Raw genomic sequence first — 24495 nt, 5'->3', positions numbered from 1 at the left:
ATTGCTATCAGGTCCGATATTTTTTTGTGTGTTGCTATGTTGTGGATTTTGTGTATTTTTTGTGGAATCTGTGTTAATTTGTGGGATTTTTCCTTGTGGTAATTTTGGTGGTAATTGCAATGCTTGTGTTGTTTGTGTATTCTGTGTGCTTAGATTAGGATTAATGGTAGTATCTTGTGATTGTTTTAAAAGGTTTGTAGTCTTTAAGCTTTCAAGTGTATTGTTAATGAGTTTATTATCATTTTCTGTTTGTGTTGGTGTGAGTATGTATCCCATGCAATGCCTTTTTTAAGTATTTGCATGAGAATAGCAAAGCTTATAAATTAAGTATATGTCGGTTATACTCTGCGTTGTCTTTTGGTCGCTTTTGCTTGATTCTGCATAAAAGTCTGCGGTCATTACCGCTTAAGGTAACTCCCTTGACTTTTATTTGAAAACAAACAAAATCGACTCAAAATACTTCCGCATTTTATTTCCTTTTCTCTTTGTCATGTTGAGCGATAGCGAAAAATTATTAGCTATTTTAAAGGCTAAAACTATTAAAGCCATAATGCAACCTTAAAAAGCTAGTTTTGTATATTTATCCCTTTTTTTGTTTTTAATGGATTTTCATACCCCTTACAACAAAGCCATAAGGCTTTGCCTTGCATTTGCAAGTATTCTAAGGTTATTTATGTTAAGCTTATTTCAGCAAAGCTAACATTAAGCTTAAAAAAGATATAATAAACCCAAGAATTGTAAGCAGCAATTCGAGCTTCATTAAAACTCCTTTTTACAAGGCTGTTTAAATTTACCCGAAAGGTTGCAGCCTTTTGGGTAGCAGCCTCAATGTAGTTATATCTACTATTTGCTTAACTTCTTTTGAATTCTTAATATCTATTCTAGCTTGTCATGTTAAGCGATAGCGTTATATCTCTAGCTTACATAAAAGCTAGATTTTTCGACTTTTTCAAAGTCTCGTGCAATCCGCAAGGATTTTACCCAATGCTTGCAAAAATAACAAAGTAAGCAAGCAAAACCAAATTCCAAATATTTGCGTATTTGCTTTTAAGGCTTGATGTGAAAAAATAGCTAGGAGTTACCTAGAGGTCAATGACTAGCTATTTTTTTATATAATCTTTGAAATGAAGTGCCAAAGATGAATTTCACTATAAAGACACACTATTAAGGCATAGGGTCTTCAAGCCTTGTCCTTGTTATAACCCCTTGTGCTTCTTTAATCCATACTTCTAAATTATCTGCATATTGCACCACAATAAGAAAATGTGAGTCAATAGATTTTTTAAAAATAATAATGTAAAAATATTCTACATTATTATTTTTTCATAATTAAAATATGAACTATAAAAATGTTCTTATTATTATGATAATTATGTGCAGGGAGTTATGAAAGCTGTAGGAATAGCAAAATTTTATAGTTAAAGTAACTAGATTATGACAAAAAAATATATGTGATTTGTATTTTTTTAATGTATAATTTCTGCCATTAAAAATAAGGAAAGCTTTATAATCTGGTTATTAATGCGTATTTATAAAAGATTTATGTTTATATAAATATAACTTATTGTAATACTCATTAAAATATTACATTATGTTGCTAAAAGAAGTATGGTTTTGTGTTTCAAAGAAATATTTGTGGTATTTTCGTAACACTTAACTTTGAATATTTTTAGTAACATGTGTATTTAGTTTTCATATTTTTAATGTTTGATTTTTGCCTAATGTTAGGCTAACACAAAGTAGTTGATGGAAAAATTAAGGAGTTAGATTCTATGTCAAGGAAAATGTCATTAAGTATCGTTATTGTGCTTGTGTTGTGTTTTACCTTTTTTTGGTGTAGTGGAGTATGTAAAACAACGCAATATGTTTATTGGGAATAGTATTGCTGAAAATAATAATCGCGTAAAAGTTATGACGACTTATGTTGATATTCTTATGAAAAGACAATTTGATTTTGCAGAAAAAGTAGCAAAGGATCTCTCGCGTAATCACGAACAATTCTTCACAAGAAGTAGTTTGCCTGCATATTTACATAGCATAGCTATGGTGTCTGGTGTATTGCAGGTTTATGTGTCTTGGAGTGATGATGGATTCACATATACCGCGGCAAAGGCTGAAGAATACAAAGTAAGGACCATGAAATATAGCGATGGTAGGGTATATGATGCAAGGGAGCGTCCATGGTTTCAGCAAGCATTGCAAACACAATCAGTAGGCAATACAGAGCCATATAAAGATGTAGCAACGGGAAATGGTGTTATTACCATATTTGCACCTATTAAGATAGATAATAATGTTGTTGGGGCAGTTGGTGTTGATGTAGATTTAGTTGAGTTTGCAGCAGATATACGCGCAATAAAAATGGATAAAAGAGAAGTTTCTATCTTTAGAGATGTTTTCTATGTGCATCCAAATCAAAGCTTTGTTATGGCAGAGGGTAATCCAGATGCAAAGTATTCACTCTCTGTTGGAAAAGCTGCTGCTAAAAGTGGAGCGCCATTTGACTTTCACCGCATGGGAGAGAGTGATAAGAAGCATGGAATCTGTCAGCAGTCTTCACTGGATTGGTCTGTATGTATTGTGAGTAGTGAGAACGAATATAAGCCGCATTTAATTGGATTATTTTTATCAAATGTTGTGTGGTTTGTGGGTATTATTATCGTTGCTGGGGCAGTTGTCATCTTTGTTGTGCGTAGAAATTTGCAGCCATTAAATGTTATAGAATCTGATTTAAGTGCATTCTTTAAATTCCTAAGCTATCAAAGCAAAACACCACCAAAGACAACGCTTATAAAAAATAAAGATGAGTTTGGCAAAATGTCGCATAGAATCAATAAAGAAATCGAAGAAATCGTTGCATTAAGACATGATGAACAAAGTCTTTTACAAAGTATAAATGATCTTATTGCAGAAGCAAAAGATGGTAAGTTTGGATCTCAAATTGATATTGCGAGCAATAATCCAAACTTGCAAGGCGTTGTTGATGCACTTAATACAATGAGTGGCATTTTAAAGAAAAATATTTGTGCAGATATTGCGCGTATTAATATTGTGCTTGATGCAGTTTCTAAGGAAGACTATTCGCAACAGATTAATGAGCCAGTTGGTATTGAAACAGGTATTAATATCGCAATAGCACAATTTGCAAATATGCTAAAAATGAATGCGGGACTAATTGACAAACTTGCAAGTTATAGCAAAAGCTTAGATGATAATACGCGAAACCTACATAAAAGCAGTATGCAGCAAGCACAAAGCGTAGAAGATACAGCTGGTTCGATCGCACATATTACAGAATCTATTGGCAATATTAATGAGCAAAGTAAATCTATCATTAAGCAAAGTGAAGACATTAAAAGTGTGATTGGCATTATTAGAGATATTGCTGATCAAACCAACCTTTTAGCATTGAATGCAGCGATTGAAGCAGCAAGGGCAGGAGAGCATGGCAGAGGCTTTGCAGTCGTTGCCGATGAAGTGAGAAAACTCGCAGAGAGAACGCAAAAAAGTTTGGGTGAGATAGAAGCAAACACTACGATATTAACGCAGGGAATCATGGATATTTCAAGCCTTATTTCTGAGCAAAACGATAAGATATTGCATATCAATGATAATATTTCTGCAATATCAGAGGCAACACAGGAAAATGCTGATATAGCTGATAGCACACATGAAGTCGGTGCTAAGATTTATGAGATTGTAGAGAGTGTAAGCACACAATTGGCAAGTAAGAAGTTTTAGTTAATACGGCGTGTAGAAATATATCTTAAGAAATCTTAAGATATATGGAAATACCACACTTCGTTTGCCTTAAAAAAATAATCAAAAATACAAATAAATCATTGACAAAATATTAATATTCACCACAACCAAGAAAACAAAAATATTTGTCCCACCATATTATATATATGTAACATATAGACTCTCTCATCTAAAACTAGCTACAATATCAAATTATAAATCAGTAAAGCACAATCAAGAGTGAAAGGATAAAATGGCAAGATTCACAGAAGCAAGTTTAGCCCATTTATATGAATCAATTGATATTGTAGATGTTATCACACAATACATTGATGTGCGAAAAGTTGGTGCAAACTTTATGGCATTATGCCCTTTCCATGATGATAAGACACCTAGCATGTCAATCAGTGCAATAAAGGGCTTATATCATTGCCATGCATGTGGTGCAAGTGGAAATGCAATCCGCTTTGTCATGGAATATGAGCGATTATCTTTCCATGATGCAGCACAAAAAATTGCCGCTTTATTTAATGTAACATTAGTCTATGAAAAGGGCTATACTGAAACAAAAAAAAGCAATCTCTTGCCCTCTCTTGCCTTATTCTATCATAATAAGCTTTTCAAGCATAATGATATGTTGCAGTATCTTTTTTCACGCGCTATTAATGAAGATTCTATAAATGAGTTTGAGATAGGATATAGCGGCAATAGCTATGATACTTTGAGGTTTATTGACGAACAGAAGCTAAGTCGCAAGGAAGCCGTTGAATATGGTGTTTTAACGCAAGGCAATGACAGGGCTTATGCGCGTTTTGCAAATCGCATTATTTTCCCTATACACTCAAGTACAGGCGTTGTTGTGGGCTTTGGCGGTAGGACTTTGAGTGCTGATAAGAATGTGGCAAAATATCTTAATTCCCCGCAAAGCAAGGTGTTTAATAAATCAAAGATTCTATATGGCTATCATCTAGCAAAGCAGATGATTTATAAGCAAAAAAGCATTATTGTATGTGAGGGCTATCTTGATGTGATTATGCTACATCAAGCAGGATTTAAGAATGCAGTAGCCACGCTTGGGACGGCTTTAAACGAGGGACATTTATATCTATTAAATAAGGATAATCCGCAAATATATATGTGCTATGATGGTGATAATGCAGGGATTAATGCCGCATTTAAAGCAGCAAAATTTCTCTCACAAAATAGTAAAGATGGCGGGGTTATTTTGCTACAAGATGGGCTAGACCCAGCAGATATGATCGCACAAAATAAAATCGAGCTTTTTAAAGATGCCCTCAACAATGCAATGCCTTTTGTAGAATTTGTGCTAAGACATATCATTAAAGATTTTGATATAAATAATCCCATGCAAAAGCAAAATGCACTAAAAGCCTGCAAGGAATATTTGCATACGCTAACACCTTTTTTACAAGATGAATACAAGCAAAAATGTGCGTTATTACTGCAGATTAGCCCAGCTTATTTAGACACAAAAAGTAAATCTATAAATCATATAGAAATGCCAAAAGATAGCACAAATAACTTTGCTGAAGAAAGCATTTTATACAATATGCTAGAACATAAAGAGCATTTCTATCTTGCGATTAATTTTCTAACAAAAGAGCATTTCCAAACATATTGTGATGAATTTCAACTCATTTGTAATCAGGATTATGATAATGATAGAATCTATGCTTTGCGATTTAGGACGAAGGCAAAGATTCTAAATGACGAAGAGTTTAAAGAACAATTGCGTATATTCTTACTCCAATACGCACAAGATATGCTACCAAAAATTGCGATGTCATCTATTGAATCTAATCTAAAATTCCAGCAAATAAAAGCCCTGCATGAAAATATAGCAAAGCTAAAAAGAGGAGAGCTTGTGTCGGTTGGTATGGTGTGATAGGAATATATATATGTTTTTATGTAATATATGTCGCCTTTTATAAAATTACGCTTTTTACATGTGAGAGCGTATCTAAAATCTTAGGTATTTATATTGCTAAATCATTTTAAAACTTGTTGGCATTTGTGGTGTTAATGATATATGATTAGTTAATCTATATACCCACATAAACAATATATAGTAACATGCAAACTTAGATTTGAGACATTAATAGATTATTGCACTATTGCTGTCTTACACACCCCACATAAATTTTGGCATAGCAAACATTTGTGCTTTTGTCGCTATGCTATCTGTAAGTTTATCAAGCAATACTTCCATTTTATCTTTTTTTTAGCCATACAATCTCTTCTACACCACTTAGATTCTGTAATATTTTTTCTACTTCACTCATGCTATTTACACCATCTATTAAGCCAAGTTTTAGGGCATTATTCGCACTAAAGATCTTGCCTTCAGCAAAATCTAGATGATTTTTAGCCTTCAGTCTTTCACCCCTTGCGGCGATCACATCAGTATAAAACATTTTGTATTGCTCTTGTGTGAGATTGTTTATAAACTCTTTTTCTGTGTTTTTCCATTTACGCGTGATTGAGCCTATCTCTTTATATTCACCAGCACTAACCCCTTGCATTTTTATGCCTATTTTATCCATCACTTCTTCAAAGTTTGGCGCACTAAAGATGACACCGATAGATCCCACTAATGCACCACGATTTGCATAAATGCTATGTGCATACATTCCTGCATAATAGCTACCACTTGCCATAAGCGATTGTGTATAGGCTACAACGGGGATTTTTTCATTCAGCTCTTTTATCATATCTGCTATTTCAATACTCGCTCCAACAGCCCCACCCGGTGAATCTATAAGCAGCAACACACCTTTAATATCATCATTTTTCTTAATAGATTCTATTTGTGCGGCAAAGCTTTCACTCTCATAAATAGGGAAGTTTAGATAAAGTTTTGCTAGATTTGGTTTAGATTCTATCTCTTCATCACTTGCAAGAGTGGCTAAAAAAAGCACAATAAGAAGTAATACCACAACCTTAAAATAAGTATTGATAAAATCAAAAATACCTTTAATGCCCTTCCATAGCACATGAAATATTTGCATGATAATCCTTTGCGTAAATATAGGGCTAGTATTATACTCTATTTTCAATAATGGCTTTGTTGGGTGCTGCTTGAAGTATTTGTGTATAATTGCAAAAAGTAGATATACAAGGAATAGTATGCAGGTTTATACAAATCTTAGTAAGATATATCGCGTATGGATAAGCCTTTTTATCGGTGTGATTGTAGGGAGTATTGGGAGTGTTGTAAGGATTGGCTGGGAGGTGCTATTCCCCCTATCTTTACAAATGCCCTTAGATTCTAACGCAGAGTATATATTGCAGTTATTATGTATTGATTTAAATCTACTTAGTTTGAAATATGTGTTTAGTGATGGCTACGAGTGGAGTGTAGTCTATCTTGTATGGCAGTTTTTATTTTCGATTTTTTTTAGTTTGTTTTATATTTTATTTGCGGAATTTTGGCAAAAGCTAAAATTTGCACATGGAATCTTTTATGGCATTATGTTGTGGCTATGTATGTATGTTTTATTTCTGCCTTTGTGTGGATTTGTAAGAGTAGATTCTATGTTTAGCTATTATGTATGCAGCTTTATAGAATCTTTACTTTGGATATGGATTATCGAGCTTACAAGAAGGGATTTGCGTAATAGAATCACACACGAAAGAGATCCATTCTAGTGGCTAAATGGGGGGGGGGGGGTGTTTGCGTGGGAATAGCAATGGGATTTATCGTAGCGATTTCTGCACAAGCACTGCAGCGATAGGTGTAGAAAGGTGTTTGCGTATTGCATGAATTGCAACTATAAGTAAAGCTAATATCTGCCTTTATATGTGAGTATAATAATAAAAGCTGCAATACTTCAAGCGTAAAATCTTCACTTTTTTGGTATCCACTCACAAAGCCCTTTGCATGATAAATTGCCATTAAATCACTTCTATTTGCAATAAAATCAAAAGGCACTTCATGTTTTTGAAAATGCCATAAAATATCAATATAGGGCATAATATCTTGCAGTAATAGAATCTTTTGCCAAAATAGCCCGACATTATAGAGCCTAAAATGCCGCAGGATAATATTTCTTAGCGTAGGGTCTTTTTCATAGAACATGAGCAGCTTTTCTTGCTGGTCTGCTAGAGAAATATGATGACTACTGCATAGCTGCATAACTTTTAGATAATTTTTAGTATGCCATATTTTTTTCATGGAGGATTTAGAATCAGCATTTGCACTCACAATCTCTTCTAAGCTATTTAATGCTTCTATGGCTTCATCATAATGTTTTAGATTCTCACAGGTTCGCATATAGTATTCAAGAATGCGGATATTATGCGGATAATAACGCAAAATTTCCAAAAAGATATTTTTACTTCTCTCTAAAAAACCAGCCCTATAATAACTATCACCGAGTAATTCTAGAATCTCTAGCTTTTCGTGCATCTCAAGTGGCTTTTCACTCAAGGTTTTATAAATGGCAATAGCTTGTTCATAATCCCCTGCTTTTGCATAGGTTTGTGCGATTAATATGAGTGTTTGCGTAGCATTTTTAGCATGAGCGATAAACTCATCGATATTTTGCTGCAAACCGATACTATCAAACTGCTTACCTAAATTATCGATTAAATCTTGCTTTCGCTTGTGCGCTCTAGTCCGCTTTAAAGAATCTAAAAAAAATACAAATGCTACCATAAATAGCAACGCAAGTATGCCAAATATCGGGTTTCTATACGCATTTAATATTTCAATCATGTTATGCCTTATTGGAATCTAATTTTTGTATTATAGCTTAGAATATTTTTAAGATGGTGTTTGTGTGTTTAGAAACTGGGTTCAGTTAAGTTTGTTAAGTGGGACTAATGTGTATAGTGTAGAAACACACTTTGTCAAACTTGAAAGTATACAAGTTTTTTGTTTGTGTAAGAAAAAATCAAGGACATCTTGACTCCATGTCAGATACTTTGCTATACCCAACACGACAGCTATTAGATTCTAGAATAAACACAATGAAATATTGGGTATAAATCCAAATTCTACATTTCTAGGGGAGGGGGATGCAAAATCGCACGATTACAGATGTCAAAAATTATGCCCCACCCGGATATTTGACACAGAAACCAGAAACTATTTCTGTGCATCTTCCACAATGTTAATAATCGTATTTGCTACGCGTCTAGCTGTTTTATCTAAAAACTCAACAGGGGAAGTAAAGCCCACACAAGAGCAGTTAATTTCGCCTAGCACATACTTATCCTTACCATTTTCATCAGTATCAAGGATAAAATCCGCTGTCCAAATCAAAGGCAAGTCATAATTACCAAGCTTTGTTTTAATCTCTGGCAAGTTAGATAAGAAGTAGCTTACCAACTCATTCCATTGCTCTGGCTTGTCATAGCGGTATTTTGCCCCGCTAAAGAGAGTAGCTGAAAACGCATCTGCACCTTCAGCTGGCTTTTTATGCACAACATAAATAGGGTCTTTATACAGCATTAAGATTCTAATCTCGCCCTCTTTGATACGTGGTAAGAAAGTCATATCTACAAGCATACCATTATCGCCTGTCAAATACTTTTCACAGAAATTCATAAAATCGCCTAGTTTATGCTCTTCTACGTGGTTATCCACCGCTTCTGTGCATCGCACGATAGTATCAAGTGGGATAGAATCAAACTTACCATATTGACTTTGATCTTTTAGCTGCACACGCCAGATCCCTTCGCCCGTGCTACCGCGATTTTGCTTTAGCACTCTCTCACCTTTTGCTAGAGTTTTTGGGAAGTTTGCCTTAAAGTCGTGCTCTTCTCCTGCTACCCAATTCACACCAATGCGTTTTGCTTCAGCGGGATCATAGTAGGCTAAAGTATCTGTTGGCACAAGCTCTGTGTTGCGAAGTTTTGTAAGCGCGTCTTTTGCCCCATAGCCTATCATCGCATCAGGGTGAGGCATACCAATCACGCCACTATCACAAAGCTTACGCAACACATCAAAGTAAAGCTTCTCTTCTTTCAAATTGCCCGGATTCACACGCGATACATACGCATCAGCCGCACCTTTAACATATTCAAAAATCTCATTTGTTTTCGCAGAATCTTTTAGAATCTCATCTGTGAAAAACACAACTTCCGCACTCCAACCAAGCTTTTTGAGATAGTCCATCATCGGCACAGTGTCTTTTCTGTGTCCATCTCTGCCTTTATCACTGCCGCCTACTGCTTCGAAAAAAACGATATGCTTTTTCATGAATCGCTCCTTAAAAATGAAATTCCGTAATTCTAGCATATTTTCAAGCAAAATGTGCTTTTTATGACTGCTTAGTAACGCTTAGATAGACACTTTTTCAAGCAATCTATAATTTTTTAGGTTTTTTCCATACGCCACTGCGGAATACAACATAAAAAATAAATGCCCTAATATATGTTTCAATAAAAATGATAACAAATAGCATATAGATTGAAAAGCCAAAATGTGTGCAAAGCCACATAGGCAAAAGGCGAAATATGGATATGCTAACAATATTAATGAGTAAAGGTATCTGTGTGAATCCAGCCCCGCGTAACGCCCCATCATACACAAAAGATAGGATTAATGGAATCTGTGATAAACCAACGGCGATAAGATAATACACAGAGATTTCTATCCCAAGTATATCATCGCGTATGAAAATCGCTGATAAAGGCTTTGCAAAGATTACTAAAAGAAGTCCGCAAATCCCTAGCATAATGCTTGATAAAATCACACAAAGCTTTGTGTATTCACTAGCCCTTATATAGTTTTTTGCCCCAATGCTCTGCCCCATAAGACTCATAATCGCTACCATAAAGCCAAAGCCCGGCACAAATGAAAAGCCCTCAATGGTAGTCCCAGCTTGGAATCCAGACATAGCACTATCTTTATAAATTGCTGCATAAGAGCCAACAAAAATTAGCACAACATTGAGTGAAGCAATGGTGAAAATACGCTCTAATCCTGTTGGAATGCCAACTTTAAAAGCATTGAGTAAAAAAGTCTTATTAAAATAGAGTGAAAAAGAAAGCTTTGTTTGGACAAATTTTGGCAATAATAATAAAATAAACATCTCAAGATATGAGATAAAAAGGCTCACATACGCCGCACCAATAAGCCCTAAAGATGGGAAGCCAAATCGCCCCTCAATAAGCAAATAATAGCCGAGCATACTAAGAAGTGTTAAAAAAATCTTAATAAAAAATGGTCGTTTTGTATCCCCAGTCGCAGCAAAACCAGAGATAAGCACATTTTTAATAATAATGGAAGGCAGGGCAAAAATAGTTAAAGAAACATAGCTATATGTGAGAGTATATAGCTCATTACTTAGATTAAAGAGATTGAGATAATAAGGGATTCCAAGATAGATGAGATAAAGCATGGGAAGAGATATAAAGTAAGCACTAAGTATGATTGTAGCATACACTCTATTCATCTCTACATAATTTTTTGCACCAAAACGCCTTGACATTAACACATTTGTGCCAATACCAAAAATCGCACTGATAGGATAAAAAACAATAATATATTTCGCTCCCGTGCTTAAAGCGGTAAAATGAAGTGAAGAGATACCGCCTAGATAAAAAAGGGCTAAGGATACACTAAGCATATCAAGACCAGACTGCAAACCGCTAGGAATGGCGATATTTAGAATCCGCTTTATCTGAATCTTTTTTGTCCGCCCTAAGCTAAACATATAATGCCTTTATATGCTTTAAGCTTCATTCATGCCATTTAAGAATTCATCATTATTTTTTGTGCCAGCAAGCTTTGAGTAAAGGAAATTGAGTGCTTCAATATCATCCATTTGACTGATAACATTGCGTAGCATCCACACCTTACGCAGCTTTTCATCACCAAGTAATAAATCATCTTTTCTTGTGCCAGATTTTAGAATGTCAAATGCAGGGTAGATTCTACGATCAGCAATACTTCGTGCTAATACGATTTCAGCATTACCTGTGCCTTTAAACTCTTCAAAAATGACTTCATCCATTCTAGAGCCTGTCTCAATGAGTGCAGTAGCAATGATGGTTAAGCTGCCACCATGCTCAATATTTCTTGCCGCACCAAAGAATCTTTTAGGTTTGTGCAGTGCGTTTGCATCAACACCACCACTTAAAACCTTGCCGCTTGATGGTGTTGTAGCATTATAAGCGCGTGCTAAACGAGTGATAGAATCTAGCAAGATAACAACATCTTTGCCAACTTCAATGCGTCTTTTCGCTCTCTCTAGCACGAGTTCTGCTACGCGTATATGATTTGTCGATGGTAAGTCAAAGGTGCTTGAGAATACTTGTCCTTTTACACTTCGCTCCATATCTGTTACTTCTTCTGGTCGCTCATCAATGAGTAGCACCATGAGTTCTACTTCGGGGTGATTCTCACTTATGCCATGTGCTAATTCTTTCATGAGTTCTGTTTTACCCGTTCTCGGTGGGGCTACGATTAATGCCCTTTGTCCTTTACCAATGGGGCTAAAAAGATCTAGCATTCTACCAGTGATTTTTTGTCTATTGTATTCTAGCTTTAGTTGCTCTGCGGGGAAAAGCGGGGTTAGATTCTCAAATAATGGACGATTTTTAATCTCTTCTAGTCCTAAGTAATTTACCGCTTCAATCTTTAAAAGCGCATAATATCTCTCTTGGTCTTTTGGCGGACGCACCTGCCCTGTGATAATATCCCCATTACGCAAAGCAAATCGCTGAATCTGACTTTGTGAAACATAGGTATCATGCTGTGTGTCAGAAAACTTCTCATCAATCGAGCGTAAAAAGCCATAGCCCTCACTTGTAATCTCTAAGATACCAGAGATAAGTATGAAGCCACCTTGACTGACTTGATTTTTTAGAATCTCAAAAATCAAATCTTGCCTTAAAAGGTCTTGTGGATTTTGGACTCCAAGCGTTTTTGCAATCTCTAGTAATTTTTGCAAAGGTGTAATCCGCAAATCCTCCATCTTAAAGCCCTCAACTGGCGTGTGAGTCCTTTTTCCTATATCCTTACCTTTGTTTTTTTCATCATAATCATTTTTTTGCTCTCTATCATATCTATCTTGACGCGTGTTTTCATAACGCGTTGTCTTTGTGCCTTTATATGATGGCTTTTTTGTTTTTAATGCCTCATCTTTTTGATAATGTTCATTTGACATTACATGCCTCCAAAATATTGTTAAATAGAATGCTATTAAGCGTAAAATACAAAATCATAGTGTTCCTTTAAGTGTTTAAAAGTGATTCCATAGTTTATAGATTGCTCTTTTGTAATGCTCTAAATTATAAAAAAGCAATCTATAAAATAAATGTAGTATAAAAATATTCGGGGATTTTACCTATTTAGATTCTAAAACCTATAAGAAAGCTTAAGAGATTCTAAAACTCTAGAATCTAGCTTAGAATCTAACAAGTAAAAAGGTGTATTTGCTCCAAAACTAAATCAAACTATTTTATTTTCTCAACAAGACTAGCAAATGCACTTGGATTGCTATATGCCATATCCGCAAGTATCTTTCTATCAAGCTCAATGTTTGCCTTTTTCAATGCAAACATAAACTTTGAATAACTCATGCCATGCAAACGACACGCCGCGTTAATACGCACAATCCACAACTTTCTAAAGTCTCTTTTCTTTTGCTTTCTATCTCTAAAAGCATAGCACATACTTCTTTCAAGCTGTTCTTTTGCTTTTCTAAAATGCTTGCGTCTGCCACTATAAAAGCCACGCGCAAGTTTTAGAATCTTTTTATGTCTTCGTCTTCTTACAATACCTGTTTTAACTCTCATGGTTTCTCCTGTAACTTTACCTTAAATTTTAAGGTGCAAACATATTGTTTAAACTTTCCCTTATCTCTCTTCAATCTTTAAGGACTAATAGAATCTAAGGGGACAATCCTTTATCCATAAATGGATACACATAGCATACTTAAATAAGTAGCTAACCTAACTCATACACAATAAACTTTTGACAGAATCTAAGTTTGTGTCATGCACATAATGTGGCGAATTGAGTCTTGCTTTGCGTTTTGGCGACTTTTTTGTCAAAATATGGCTTTTAAAAGCACTGCCTCTTTTGACTGCATTTTTTTTCACCTTGAAACGCTTTGCAGCACCACGATTAGTCTTCATCTTTGGCATTATTTCTCCTTTCGTAAAATAAAGCTAGAATTGTAGCATAAAAATCTAGCTTTTTGGCTTATTGTTTGGCATCATTAGGATACTTGCGTATTTTCCCTCGATTTTTGCCTCTTTGTCAGCATGGGCTATATCATCTACCATAGCAATGACTCGCTTTAGCATTTCAAAGCCACCCGCTGGATTTTGCATCTCTCTGCCACGCAGATAAACGCGGAATTTTACATGCTTACCCTCTTCAAAAAACTCTCTAGCATGTTTTACTTTATAGTTTATATCATTTTGGGCAATTTGAGTTGATAGCTTGATTTCTTTAACTTCAACTTGCTTTTGCTTCTTTTTTGCTTCTTTTTGCTTCTTTTCTAATTGATAGCGATACTTGCCATATTCTACTATTTTGCAAACAGGTGGCTTTGCATTTGGTGATATACACACTAGGTCAAGCCCCTCATTATAAGCAAGATTTTGTGCTTCTTTTGCACTCATAATACCTAGCTGCTCACCATCTTCACTAATGCACCTTACTTCATCAAAGCGAATTTTTCCATTTACTAATGTTTCTTCTTTACTCAAAAGCTAACCTCTCTATGTAGATTTGAAGTTTTTTCTAAGAATTCTTGCATACTCATTTCATACTGCATATTTTCTCCAGAATCCATCTTCATGCGTCTATCGCGTATAGATACACTATTATTATTAAGTTCTTTATCGCCAATAAGTGCAATCATAGGCACTTTTTGTTTCTCTGCCGTGCGTATTTTCTTATTGAGTGACTCATTTTTCAAGCTTAACTCTGCATAAATACCCCGCAATCGTAACTCATTCTGCAAATTCTGTGCCATACTCACATGAGACTCATTAATAGGGATAATAATCACCTGCGTTGGAGCAATGAAAAATGGAAATTCCCCGCCAAAATGCTCTGTTAAAATCGCTACAAACCGCTCAAAGCTACCCAAAATCGCCCTATGAATCATAACAGGCATAGCATGTTCGTTGTTCTCATCAATATAGCTTAGATTGAATCTCTCTGGTAAATTCATATCAATTTGGATTGTGCCACACTGCCATTTTCTACCTATTGCATCAGTGATTTTTATATCAATCTTTGGTCCATAAAATGCACCACCGCCTTCATCTACTTGATAGCTAATATTATTACTTGCAAGGGCATTTTGCAAGGCTAAAGTAGCACTCTCCCACACAGAATCTTCGCCGATTGACTGCTCTGGTCTAGTGGATAGCTCCATTTCATAGCTAAATCCAAAGGCATTCATAATCTTATGCGTAAAACGCAAGATATTATTCACTTCATTTTCTATTTGTTCAGGGCGACAAAAGATATGTGCATCATCTTGTGTAAATTCTCTCACACGAAGCAATCCGTGCAAAACGCCACTCTTTTCATGCCTATGCACCACGCCATATTCATAGAATCTTAATGGCAATTCCCTATAACTTCTAATGCTATTTTGATACACCTTTATATGCCCCACGCAATTCATAGGCTTAATGCCATATTCAACTTCATCAATAGTGGTAAAATACATATTTTCTTTGTAATGCGTATAATGTCCGCTAATTTTCCATACATCACTTTTTAGAATCTCAGGGCATCTCACAGGTTCATATTCATTGAGTATTAAAGCCCTTGTTAAAAGCTCTTCTATGCGTCTTCTAAGCCTTGCACCTTTTGGTAACCATATCGGCAGACCAGCCCCCACATCTTCTTCAAATGTGAAAAGCTCCATTTCTACACCAAGCTTTCTGTGATCTCTTTTCTTTGCTTCTTCTAACTGAAAAAGATATTGCTTTAGATTCTCTTTCTCCGCAAAAGCAATGCCATAAATCCTTGTTAAAACTTCAGAATCTTCATCGCCACCTAAATACGCCCCAGAAATCTTTGTAAGCTTAAAAGCCTGTAACAACTTTAAATGCGGTAAATGCGGACCACGACATAAATCCTCAAAATCCCCTTGCTGATATATGCTAAAATCATCGCCTTCTATCTTACTCATCACCGCTTGTTTTAATTCATCTCCACTGAAACGCTCTATTGCTTCCTTGCGACTTAAATGAATTTTTGTGAGTTTATGTCCCTTTTTTGCGATCTCTTTCATCTTGCTTTCTATTGTAGCTAAGTCATCAACCCCGATTTTAGAATCCACCTTAAAATCATAGTAAAACCCCTCATCTACAACAGGACCGACAAAAAACTTTGCCTCTGGATAAAGGGCTCTAATCGCTTCAGCAAGTAAATGCGCACAAGTATGACGGATAATTTCATGTGCGTTTGGTGTGTCAGTAAAATAGATAGGTTCAAGTGATTGCGTATTGAGATTGTTTTCTGCTGCTGTCTGTGTGTCGATAATGCTATTATTATGTATATAGCCAATAATTTGTTGCAATGTCTGTATTCCTTAATATCAGTTAATGTATTGTGCTTTACAATACACAAAAAATCTAGTAATTATACAAATGATAACTGAATCTATGCTTAAAATTTGATGAATAACTTCATGCAATACAAGCATTTATATGGTGTTTTAGCGACTAAAATTTAAACACTTTAACCCTAGTCATCTTTAAACACTGCTGAAAAACCGCCAATTTTGTAATTCCATTTAGATTCTATAAACCACTTTGTCATATTAGCAATATATCCACTTACTTCTTTTTCGCCGATTACACCTATTGCATATCCAGCACCAATAGAGCAAATACTACCACGCAAGATAAATTCAAATTGTGGAATAAGCTCTTTTTGTAACACTTCCCCTTTTTGTTCTGCATACAAAAGTGTTTCTAGTGTTTGTGCTAGATACTCGCCTTGCTGCTGTGCTAATTGTGCTGTTGGCGGATAGAATCTGCCCGTCTTTTCATCTTTTAATGCTGCACAATCTCCAAGCACAAAAATATTATTCATCTCATTTTCTTGATTTATGGGCTGCAAGTGAGAATCTACCTCAACTTTGCTTCTCCCACTTTTAAAAAAGCTAGAGTTTGCTATAACTTCATTGCCCTTTACCCCTGCTGTCCAAATAATTGTATTTGCTAGAATCTCTTCATTCTTACCATCTCTCTCAATCACAACAGCCCCCATTTTGCATTCAAGAATCTTTGAGCTTGTAAGGACTATAATGCCTAATTCTTTAAGCTTTGTTAAGCCAAGCTGCATGAGATTTTCACTAAACATAGGCAGAATCTTTGGCATTGCTTCAATACAATAGATTTTAACAAGACTAAAATCAATGCCCCGCGTTTCGCATTGCTTTTTTATTTCTTGTGCAAGAGAGCCGGCAAACTCAATGCCAGTGAAGCCACCACCACATACGATAAATGATAGATTTTTAGAATCTTTATCATTTATGTAGGCTTGTAATTTCTCTTCAATACTTTTATAAATATTTTTTGCACTATCATAGCTGACTATGCTTTGTGTATATACGCCAACTCCGGGTATCCCAAAGCTATCAGAGCTAAATCCAAGCCCAACAACTAGATAATCATACTCATATTCAGCATTTTTGCATTTTACACTTTTAGAATCTATTGATACAACGCTATCTTGTATAAGATTTACTCTCTCATCAAGAATCTCTTGCAAAGGAAATAGCACACTTTTATCATGCTTACCACTTGCGACATCATGCAGGGCGATTGTCTTGTAATGATAAGAGGTGTTATTAATAAGGCTAAATTCCGCTTGAGAGAATACATCTCTGTTTATAGTTGTAAGTAAAGCAATGTTGCCATAACCAGCACCAAGCATTAAAACTTTTTTCATCTCTATGTCCTTTCAAGTAATAAAAATTTCATTGTAACGGACAGAGTTTAACAAGTGTATAAAAATATAGCATTTTACTCACTAAATTGCTTTAAGAATTTTTTTAGATTCTTTGCGGCTTGTCTGATACGCTTTTCATTCTCAATTAATGCTATACGCACATAACCTTCCCCTGCTTTGCCAAATCCAGCCCCCGGACTTACTGCAATCTTTGCTTCAACTAAAAGTCTTTTTGCAAACTCTAAACTACCTAAATGACTGCACTGCTCTGGAATCTTCGCCCAAATAAACATACTAGCCTGTGGTTTTTGCAATTCCCACCCTGCTTTTTTAAAGCTTTCAATCATAACTTCCATTCGCTTTTCATAAGTTTTTCTAATCTTTATAACATCATCATCGCATTTATTTAAAGCAATTGTAGCAGCAACTTGAATGGGCGTATAGATTCCATAATCAATCCAGCCTTTAATCTTTTGCAACGCTTCAACAATCTTTTGATTCCCCGCGACAAAACCTATACGCCAACCCGCCATATTATAGCTTTTACTTAGAGTGTAAGTCTCCACTGCAACATCTTTTGCACCTTTGACTTCAAAAATGCTAGGTGTTTTAAAGTCGCCAAAGTAAAGCTCTGCATACGCAATATCACTAATAATATAGAATCTCTCTTTTTTTGCTAGTTTCACAAGCTTTTCATAGAATCCTTTTTTTACAATCGTTGTTGTGGGATTATGCGGAAAATTTACAACTACAAACTTTGGCTTTGGAAAACTCTCATAAAGTGCCTTTTGTAAAGATTCAAAAAATGCCCTTTCATCAAGCTCATAATAATCATTATAAGTGATTCCAAAAGTGCTGACATTTGCACCATTGATAATAAAGGCATGATAATGTATAGGATACGCAGGCTCTGGCACAATCGCACAATCGCCAACATTAGTAATCGCTTGGACTAAATGCACAAATCCTTCCTTACTTCCCATGCCAACGCATACTTCAAGATTTGGATCAAGCTCTACATTAAACCGCCTTTTATACCATTCACAAAGTGCTAGTCTTAGCTTATAGATACCTTTGCTGACAGAATAGCCTTGATTCTTCGGCTTTTTCGCACTTTCACAAAGCTTATCTATAACGACTTTTGGTGGCATGCCATCAGGATTCCCCATAGAAAAGTCAATGACATCTTCATTGTTATGCCGCATTTGCATTTTTATTTCATTTATCGCACTGAAAAGATATTTTGGCAAACGATTAATTTTTCCAAATTGTATTTCATCAAACATGGCTTACTCCTACAATAGATTGTAAATATTGTAGCGTTTTGTTAGCATTAGCGCAAGTTTTAGAATCTATTTTTCTAAAATTTCTATAAAGAAACTCTGCAAATTATCAAAGTTTTAGAATCTTTTATATATTATCCCAACTTTCATATATATGAGATTGTCGCACCGCTTCATATAGCACTGCCCCAGCACTTGTCGCAAGATTAATGCTACGCACACCCTTTTGCATGGGAATCTTATAGATTTGATTTTTAAAAGATTCTAAAATGTGCAAGGGAAGTCCTGCATCTTCTCTACCAAAATATAAAAATGCTCCGTGTTTTAAATCCGCTTCAAAATATAGCTTTTTTGCCTTTGTGCTAAAGAAAAAATGCGTAGCATCTGGTGTATGTGTTTGCCAAAAAGATTCGAAATTCGCCCATTCATACACTTTTAAGTGTTGCCAGTAATCAAGTCCAGCCCGTTTTAAGTCTTTTTCTTTTGTGCTAAATCCTAAAGGGTGGATTAAATGCAGCACTGCATTTGCTGCGACACAAAGTCTGCCTATATTGCCTGTATTTTGTGGAATCTGTGGTTCTACAAGCACGATATGAAATAAAGATTGCATAACTATCCTAAAATATTGATTTTATGTAATGTTAAAATATGTGAAATGTATTTTACATTTTTTACAGATAAAAGGCAATTTAATTTTTAATTACTAAGCCTTAAATATTTTTAGATAGAGTGTAGCATTTTGATTAAGAGAGGATAAGACATGAAACGCGTATTGGTCCCATTAGCACAAGGTTTTGAAGAGGCTGAATTTATAGGCATTGTTGATGTATTGCGAAGGGCTGGAGTGGAAGTTTTAGTCGCTGGATTAGAATCTAGTGGTAATATTAAGGGTGCAAATGGCATTGAGATTAAAGCGGAGTTAGCACTATCTAGCATAGATATAAACTCACTTGATGGCATAGCTCTTGCAGGTGGTTTCGAAGGTATGCAGAATCTATCCAATAATGCTAAGATTCTAGAAATCATACAAAGGCTACATAAAGATAAAAAGATTGTAGCAGCCATCTGTGCTTCACCAATTGTATTGAATAAAGCAGGTGTATTATCAAGTGAATTCACTTGTTACCCGGGTTGTGAAGAGGGCATAAATGCAAAAAGGCTAAATGAAGCAGTGGTAATAAGAGATAATGTCATCACTTCTGCTGGTCCCGCAACTGCTATTTTGTTTGGTCTTGCTATCACAAAAGCCTTAGTGGGTGAAGATGTATATAAAGGCTTATATGAAGGATTGCAAGTGCCTTTAACAAGGGCTTAGAATTACGGAATCTCAAACTAAGTAGGTAATATGACAAGAGCAATGCTTGATAAGTTTTTGCTTAGTGGAGTGCCACGGGCAATTTTGCTATATGGCGATAGTGATTTTTTGATTTCATATTATTCTAATATGATTCTAAAAAAGCTAAATAGCGAATGTCGGCGTATGTATTTTGAGGAATACGATCATCAAGAAGTGTTAAATTGTCTGGGTGTAAATAGCCTTTTTGGCGGGGTAAATATTCTCGCCTTAAAGCTTTATGCAACATTAAATAAAAAGCAAATGCAAGATATACTCTATATGCTAGAGCATAATGCTAATAGCTTTTTAATTGTGGAATTTTTGAAATCGCCAACAATCACAGACGCAGAATATGCAAAAAGATTCAAAGCTATGGCGGCACCTTTTAAGCCGACTGCAAAGCTAAAAGATATATTTGAAGTAAGGCTTTATCCGCCATTTCGCGATGATATGGTAAAGATTCTATACAATCGGGCGTGTGAGCTTGGATTAAAGGTAGATTCTTCATTGCTTAACTTCTTGCTTGATGTGCAGCATGATGATTTAGCTATCGCGCATAATGAGCTTACTAAATTTATCTATTATGAGACAATCACACCGCAGTTAATAGAAGAGCTAAGTTATAGTCTCGGTGATGTAAAGTTAGAATCTTTACTGAACTGCTTATTTGATAAACAATGGCATTTGGGCTTAACACTTCAGGTATTGCATGATGAAGGTATGGATAATATGGAGCTTTTGCGTGAGATTACACGATATTTTTATATTCTCTTTAAGCTTTATGGACATTCAAAAACGCATGGCAATATGGATTCTAAAGAAGTGCTAGGCTATAAAGCCCCGCCACAGCTTTTTAATGTATGGCAAAGGCGAAGCCTCAAAATCACAACAGAAAAATATCTCATGCTTTTTGACATTATAAATACATGGCGTGTGCAACAACTACAAGGAAAAGATGTAGTTATGCAACATTTAATAGCAATTCAGCAAATTTTATGATATAATCCCATTTCCAAAAAAACCTTGCTCCAAGCATATTGTGTTTGGGGCGGAAACCATAAGGAGAATGTATGCGTCATTATGAAACGGCGTTTATTTTAAAACCGACACTTGTCGAAGAGGAAATTAAGGCAAAGATAGACTTTTTTAAAGAAGTTATCTTAAAAAATGGTGGTCATATTGAGACTTGTTTGGATATGGGTATGCGTAATCTAGCATATCAAATAAAGAAGAATAGCAGGGGTTACTACTTTTGCATTTACTTTAAAGCGGATCCAACTTTGATTGCAGAGCTTGAGCGATTGTATGGCATTAATGAAGAGGTATTGCGATTTATTGTCATTAAATATGAGAGCAAGAAAGAGCAAGAAGCATGGAAAACACTTGTTGAGAGAGCAAAGAAGCCAGAAAAGCCTAGAACTCTCAAAAAAGATGAAGATAGGGCAGAGAGAACACCTAAAAAAGAGAATGTCCAAAACGAAGAGCAATCTTCTCAGGCAGGACTTTAAGGTATAGGTAAGGCTTGTTGTTATGTTTAATAAGGTGATTATGGTAGGCAATCTCACAAGAGATGTTGAGCTGCGTTATCTTAACACAGGATCTGCACTTGCAACATTTGGATTAGCTTCTAATCGCAGATACAAGAAAGCCGATGGTATGCAGGTTGATGATACTTGTTTTGTTGATGTAACACTTTTTGGACGCACCGCGGAAGTGGCTAATCAGTATCTAAGAAAAGGTTCTAAGGTGCTTATAGAAGGTCGCCTTAACTTTGAAACATGGACTGATCAGCAAGGTGGAAAAAGAAGCAAGCATACAATCATTGCGGAAAGTATGCAAATGCTTGACACAAAGCAACAAAGCGAGTATGGGCAGAATGCTTATGGGCAGACAAATAGCTATGCAAATGGTTATGGTAGCAACTATGATTCTAACTATAATCAACAGCAAAACTATCAGTCGCAGCCCTACGACAGAAATGTTGGCAATCCGTATTCACAAAACACGCAGCAAAATAACAATACGGGAATGCAAGGTGGCAGTGTAGAACCGCCAGTCATTAATGTTGATGACGAAGAGATTCCATTTTAAATGTTGAGAAATTTTATACGAAAGGAAACACATGGAAAGAAAAAAATATTCAAAAAGGTATTGTAAATATACAGAGGCAAAGATTGATTTTATTGATTATAAAGATGTTGAGCTTTTAAAGCATTCACTTTCAGAGCGTTATAAAATCATGCCTCGTCGTCTTACAGGAAACTCTAAAAAATGGCAAGAAAGAGTTGAGGTAGCTATCAAAAGAGCAAGACACATGGCACTTATACCTTATGTTGTAGATAGAAAGAAAGTTGTTGAGAATCCTTTTAAATTGTAATTTAGATTCAGCACCTTTATTTAGAGCTTATCTATCAATTATAGTATATTCTAATATCGCTTCGCTAAAGTTAAACTCGCTACATGAGAAGTAGTAATTGCAGTTTATACTTTGTTAAAAGCGTTTTTATTCTCTATTGTCTTATTCTCTAGATTCTTGTCATGTTAAGCCTTTGAAAAAAGGCGAAATATTTTAAGGATTAAGGGGGTTTTTTGCTACACTCAAAATGATAGTTTTTAGATTCTGTAGTTTTTATCTCATACCTAACTTATTATTATTGCGTTTTTGTCGCGAGAAATATTTGGCGTTGATAAAAAGTGAGCCATAGAAGCTGTTGAAATAGTTTGCACATACTTTGAATAGCTAAATATGTAACTTTTCTAGTTTATTATCTGCATTTTTCATTCATAGCCACTAAAGCAAACCTTTACTAGTCAAGATACAAGAGAATATGCCATATAGATTCTATACTTTCTTCAAAAAGCAAGTTTTTAAGACCACAACACCACATTTATCCACTTTCGCTTCGATTTCATCATCTTTATCTGTTAAGCGTATGTTTTTTATTGTTGTTCCTCGCTTGATTGTATTTTGTGCGCCTTTTACTTTTAAGTCTTTAATAACGCTGACGCTATCACCAGCATTTAGCGTTGTTCCATTTGAATCTTTTGCCATGTTTTTCCTTGTTTTAATATTGTAAATCCCAAATACTCATTACTAGCAAACTTAATTACAATAAGATCTCTTGTCAATAATGAATTTATGTTGAGAAAAAATTATAGCAAAACAATATCCGTTTTTAAATTTTATATTCTCAAAGGTAAGCAAACACACAAAAGCATTATGTAGCCCATCACATTTGTTGCAGTATCTGTAATGTGAGTTTTGCGGCGGCTTGTTGGGCTGCTTTCTTGCTTACACCATTTGCACTCGCATATATTTTATTTTGAATCTTTACTTGCATGGTAAAGATCTTTTTATGATCTGGTCCTTCTTGTGAGAGCATTTCATAGCTTGGGATACAGCCAAATCTCTCTTGTGTGTATTCCTGTAAGCTTGACTTATAATCACTTGTTAGTAACTCTTCATTAATACGAAATTCATTATGCAGAATAGGATAAAACACGCGTTTTACAGAATCTAGCCCAGATTCAAGATAGATTACCGCCATAATCGCCTCAAAAGCATTACTCAAAATACTTGCTTTTAATCTCCCTCCATTATTAATTTCTGAAGTAGATAGATTAAGATATTTACCTAAATCAATAGAACGAGCAAGCTTACAAAATGAAGCTTCATTCACCAAAGATGCACGCATTTTTGACAATGAACCTTCATTTTTTTGCGTAAATGTCTCAAAAAGATACTCCCCTACAACTAAATCAAGCACAGCATCACCTAAAAACTCCAAACGCTCGTTATTATAAGGCTTTTTGAAAGATTTATGTGCTAATGCCTCTGCTAATTTTTTCTTATTCTTAAATGTGTAGTTTAGCTTCTGCTCCAATATATGGATATGTGGTGGTAGTGTTGTTTCCAAAATAACCCCTTAAAACAAATGTCAGCTAAAATTTTAGCAAAAAATATCAACAAACTCATATTCATGCGTTATGTAGGCAAGGCAAAATTTCTAGAATACGACCTAATTTGCTACATGTATGTCAAGCAAAATAAAACTTTTGTGAATCTTAAACTAGATTCTATATAGTCCAACATATAATATACTAGTCTCTAGAATCTCGCTAAGTATTTCTTACAAGACATATAACAAACAAAAGCATATCGTATTATTGATTTTTCAGCAATTTTAAGTTATAGTTAAAGATTTAAAATAACTTAATAAATACAAGAA

Annotated in this window: 24 protein-coding genes; 9 read left to right on the top strand and 15 right to left on the bottom strand. The window is 35.1% G+C overall.

The window, feature by feature from the left end; genetic code table 11:
- Positions 1-276 (bottom strand): hypothetical protein (locus tag T368_RS0104875; protein ID WP_027338333.1); only part of this gene is annotated, 276 nt, incomplete at its 3' end.
- 1587 nt (positions 277-1863) lie between these two features.
- Here T368_RS0104875 and T368_RS15890 point away from each other — a divergent pair.
- Together T368_RS15890 and dnaG are read left to right on the top strand one after the other, a co-directional pair.
- Positions 1864-3741, top strand: coding sequence for a methyl-accepting chemotaxis protein (locus T368_RS15890; protein ID WP_004087728.1), 1878 nt, complete (start codon positions 1864-1866; stop codon positions 3739-3741).
- A gap of 253 nt (positions 3742-3994) precedes the next feature.
- Positions 3995-5647, top strand: a complete 1653-nt coding sequence (gene dnaG, locus T368_RS0104860; RefSeq protein WP_004087729.1) for a DNA primase — start codon at positions 3995-3997, stop codon at positions 5645-5647.
- 325 nt (positions 5648-5972) lie between these two features.
- Here the strand turns inward: dnaG and sppA are convergent, their stop codons facing one another.
- Entirely contained in the window at positions 5973-6770 is a 798-nt protein-coding gene (gene sppA / locus T368_RS13280) for a signal peptide peptidase SppA (protein WP_004087730.1), read from the bottom strand.
- A 118-nt stretch (positions 6771-6888) separates the two neighbouring features.
- Between sppA and T368_RS0104850 the strand changes: the two genes are divergently transcribed.
- Positions 6889-7410 (top strand): DUF1440 domain-containing protein, encoded by a 522-nt coding sequence (locus tag T368_RS0104850; protein WP_004087732.1) that lies wholly within the window; start codon positions 6889-6891, stop codon positions 7408-7410.
- Here the strand turns inward: T368_RS0104850 and T368_RS13275 are convergent.
- The 11 genes from T368_RS13275 to T368_RS0104795 form a co-directional block, all read right to left on the bottom strand.
- The gene (locus T368_RS13275) at positions 7385-8479 is read right to left on the bottom strand and encodes a tetratricopeptide repeat protein (RefSeq protein ID WP_020995832.1); all 1095 of its coding nucleotides are present in this window, start codon (positions 8477-8479) and stop codon (positions 7385-7387) included. The genes T368_RS0104850 and T368_RS13275 overlap by 26 nt on opposite strands.
- A 372-nt stretch (positions 8480-8851) precedes the next feature.
- Positions 8852-9967 carry a Cj0069 family protein gene (locus T368_RS0104840; protein WP_004087735.1) on the bottom strand — a complete coding sequence of 372 codons (1116 nt, stop codon included), beginning with the start codon at positions 9965-9967 and terminating at the stop codon, positions 8852-8854.
- A 106-nt stretch (positions 9968-10073) separates the two neighbouring features.
- On the bottom strand, positions 10074-11426 hold the full coding sequence (locus tag T368_RS0104835) for an MATE family efflux transporter (protein ID WP_004087736.1): 1353 nt from the start codon (positions 11424-11426) through the stop codon (positions 10074-10076).
- Between the two features lie 18 nt (positions 11427-11444).
- Entirely contained in the window at positions 11445-12689 is a 1245-nt protein-coding gene (gene rho, locus T368_RS0104830) for a transcription termination factor Rho (protein WP_174566025.1), read from the bottom strand.
- Between the two features lie 481 nt (positions 12690-13170).
- Complete coding sequence (rplT, locus tag T368_RS0104825) at positions 13171-13512, bottom strand: 50S ribosomal protein L20 (protein ID WP_004087738.1); 342 nt, start codon at positions 13510-13512, stop codon at positions 13171-13173.
- Between the two features lie 156 nt (positions 13513-13668).
- Complete coding sequence (gene rpmI, locus T368_RS0104820; RefSeq protein WP_004087740.1) at positions 13669-13863, bottom strand: 50S ribosomal protein L35; 195 nt, start codon at positions 13861-13863, stop codon at positions 13669-13671.
- Between the two features lie 45 nt (positions 13864-13908).
- Positions 13909-14433: a translation initiation factor IF-3 gene (gene infC / locus T368_RS0104815; RefSeq protein ID WP_004087741.1), complete on the bottom strand. Its 525-nt coding sequence runs from the start codon at positions 14431-14433 to the stop codon at positions 13909-13911.
- Positions 14430-16268 (bottom strand): threonine--tRNA ligase, encoded by a 1839-nt coding sequence (gene thrS, locus T368_RS0104810; protein WP_027338331.1) that lies wholly within the window; start codon positions 16266-16268, stop codon positions 14430-14432. Before thrS ends, infC begins: the two co-directional genes overlap by 4 nt.
- Positions 16269-16435: 167 nt before the next feature.
- Positions 16436-17647: an NAD(P)/FAD-dependent oxidoreductase gene (locus tag T368_RS0104805; protein ID WP_004087743.1), complete on the bottom strand. Its 1212-nt coding sequence runs from the start codon at positions 17645-17647 to the stop codon at positions 16436-16438.
- A gap of 74 nt (positions 17648-17721) precedes the next feature.
- Positions 17722-18933, bottom strand: coding sequence for an LL-diaminopimelate aminotransferase (locus tag T368_RS0104800; protein WP_004087744.1), 1212 nt, complete (start codon positions 18931-18933; stop codon positions 17722-17724).
- Between the two features lie 124 nt (positions 18934-19057).
- Positions 19058-19540: a tRNA (cytidine(34)-2'-O)-methyltransferase gene (locus T368_RS0104795; protein ID WP_004087745.1), complete on the bottom strand. Its 483-nt coding sequence runs from the start codon at positions 19538-19540 to the stop codon at positions 19058-19060.
- Positions 19541-19690: 150 nt separating this feature from the next.
- Between T368_RS0104795 and T368_RS0104790 the strand changes: the two genes are divergently transcribed.
- From T368_RS0104790 to rpsR, 5 genes are all read left to right on the top strand, one after another.
- Positions 19691-20245, top strand: coding sequence for a DJ-1 family glyoxalase III (locus T368_RS0104790; RefSeq protein ID WP_004087746.1), 555 nt, complete (start codon positions 19691-19693; stop codon positions 20243-20245).
- A gap of 30 nt (positions 20246-20275) precedes the next feature.
- A complete protein-coding gene (locus T368_RS0104785) occupies positions 20276-21265 on the top strand; it encodes a hypothetical protein (protein WP_004087747.1) in 990 nt (329 codons plus the stop codon).
- Positions 21266-21336: 71 nt separating this feature from the next.
- Entirely contained in the window at positions 21337-21774 is a 438-nt protein-coding gene (gene rpsF / locus T368_RS0104780) for a 30S ribosomal protein S6 (RefSeq protein WP_004087749.1), read from the top strand.
- A 22-nt stretch (positions 21775-21796) separates the two neighbouring features.
- Positions 21797-22357, top strand: coding sequence for a single-stranded DNA-binding protein (locus T368_RS0104775; protein ID WP_004087750.1), 561 nt, complete (start codon positions 21797-21799; stop codon positions 22355-22357).
- A gap of 31 nt (positions 22358-22388) precedes the next feature.
- Positions 22389-22643 (top strand): 30S ribosomal protein S18, encoded by a 255-nt coding sequence (rpsR, locus tag T368_RS0104770; protein ID WP_004087751.1) that lies wholly within the window; start codon positions 22389-22391, stop codon positions 22641-22643.
- Positions 22644-23108: 465 nt separating this feature from the next.
- On the opposite strand, the gene T368_RS0104765 is transcribed toward rpsR, so the two are convergent.
- Together T368_RS0104765 and rnc are read right to left on the bottom strand one after the other, a co-directional pair.
- Complete coding sequence (locus tag T368_RS0104765; protein WP_004087752.1) at positions 23109-23318, bottom strand: alkylphosphonate utilization protein; 210 nt, start codon at positions 23316-23318, stop codon at positions 23109-23111.
- Positions 23319-23496: 178 nt separating this feature from the next.
- Positions 23497-24183, bottom strand: coding sequence for a ribonuclease III (gene rnc / locus T368_RS0104760; RefSeq protein ID WP_004087753.1), 687 nt, complete (start codon positions 24181-24183; stop codon positions 23497-23499).
- Positions 24184-24201: 18 nt separating this feature from the next.
- On the opposite strand from rnc, the gene T368_RS15885 reads away from it, so the two are divergent.
- The gene (locus T368_RS15885) at positions 24202-24351 is read left to right on the top strand and encodes a hypothetical protein (RefSeq protein ID WP_155116654.1); all 150 of its coding nucleotides are present in this window, start codon (positions 24202-24204) and stop codon (positions 24349-24351) included.
- Positions 24352-24495 lie beyond the last annotated feature (144 nt).

Source organism: Helicobacter bilis ATCC 51630 (assembly GCF_000686565.1).
In the GTDB taxonomy this organism is placed as follows: Bacteria; Campylobacterota; Campylobacteria; order Campylobacterales; family Helicobacteraceae; genus Helicobacter_A; species Helicobacter_A bilis.
Note: the sequence above shows the minus strand (reverse complement) of the source record. Positions and strands in the feature narration are given on the sequence as shown.

Bases quoted from the DNA above. Each gene is read 5' to 3' on its own strand.
- T368_RS15890 (WP_004087728.1), top strand. From the start codon at position 1,864: ATGTTTATTGGGAATAGTATTGCTGAAAATAATAATCGCGTAAAAGTT.
- dnaG (WP_004087729.1), top strand. From the start codon at position 3,995: ATGGCAAGATTCACAGAAGCAAGTTTAGCCCATTTATATGAATCAATT.
- sppA (WP_004087730.1), bottom strand. From the start codon at position 6,770: ATGCAAATATTTCATGTGCTATGGAAGGGCATTAAAGGTATTTTTGAT.
- T368_RS0104850 (WP_004087732.1), top strand. From the start codon at position 6,889: ATGCAGGTTTATACAAATCTTAGTAAGATATATCGCGTATGGATAAGC.
- T368_RS13275 (WP_020995832.1), bottom strand. From the start codon at position 8,479: ATGATTGAAATATTAAATGCGTATAGAAACCCGATATTTGGCATACTT.
- T368_RS0104840 (WP_004087735.1), bottom strand. From the start codon at position 9,967: ATGAAAAAGCATATCGTTTTTTTCGAAGCAGTAGGCGGCAGTGATAAA.
- T368_RS0104835 (WP_004087736.1), bottom strand. From the start codon at position 11,426: ATGTTTAGCTTAGGGCGGACAAAAAAGATTCAGATAAAGCGGATTCTA.
- rho (WP_174566025.1), bottom strand. From the start codon at position 12,689: ATGGAGGATTTGCGGATTACACCTTTGCAAAAATTACTAGAGATTGCA.
- rplT (WP_004087738.1), bottom strand. From the start codon at position 13,512: ATGAGAGTTAAAACAGGTATTGTAAGAAGACGAAGACATAAAAAGATT.
- rpmI (WP_004087740.1), bottom strand. From the start codon at position 13,863: ATGCCAAAGATGAAGACTAATCGTGGTGCTGCAAAGCGTTTCAAGGTG.
- T368_RS0104805 (WP_004087743.1), bottom strand. From the start codon at position 17,647: ATGAAAAAAGTTTTAATGCTTGGTGCTGGTTATGGCAACATTGCTTTA.
- T368_RS0104800 (WP_004087744.1), bottom strand. From the start codon at position 18,933: ATGTTTGATGAAATACAATTTGGAAAAATTAATCGTTTGCCAAAATAT.
- T368_RS0104795 (WP_004087745.1), bottom strand. From the start codon at position 19,540: ATGCAATCTTTATTTCATATCGTGCTTGTAGAACCACAGATTCCACAA.
- T368_RS0104790 (WP_004087746.1), top strand. From the start codon at position 19,691: ATGAAACGCGTATTGGTCCCATTAGCACAAGGTTTTGAAGAGGCTGAA.
- T368_RS0104785 (WP_004087747.1), top strand. From the start codon at position 20,276: ATGACAAGAGCAATGCTTGATAAGTTTTTGCTTAGTGGAGTGCCACGG.
- rpsF (WP_004087749.1), top strand. From the start codon at position 21,337: ATGCGTCATTATGAAACGGCGTTTATTTTAAAACCGACACTTGTCGAA.
- T368_RS0104775 (WP_004087750.1), top strand. From the start codon at position 21,797: ATGTTTAATAAGGTGATTATGGTAGGCAATCTCACAAGAGATGTTGAG.
- rpsR (WP_004087751.1), top strand. From the start codon at position 22,389: ATGGAAAGAAAAAAATATTCAAAAAGGTATTGTAAATATACAGAGGCA.
- T368_RS0104765 (WP_004087752.1), bottom strand. From the start codon at position 23,318: ATGGCAAAAGATTCAAATGGAACAACGCTAAATGCTGGTGATAGCGTC.
- T368_RS15885 (WP_155116654.1), top strand. From the start codon at position 24,202: ATGTCAGCTAAAATTTTAGCAAAAAATATCAACAAACTCATATTCATG.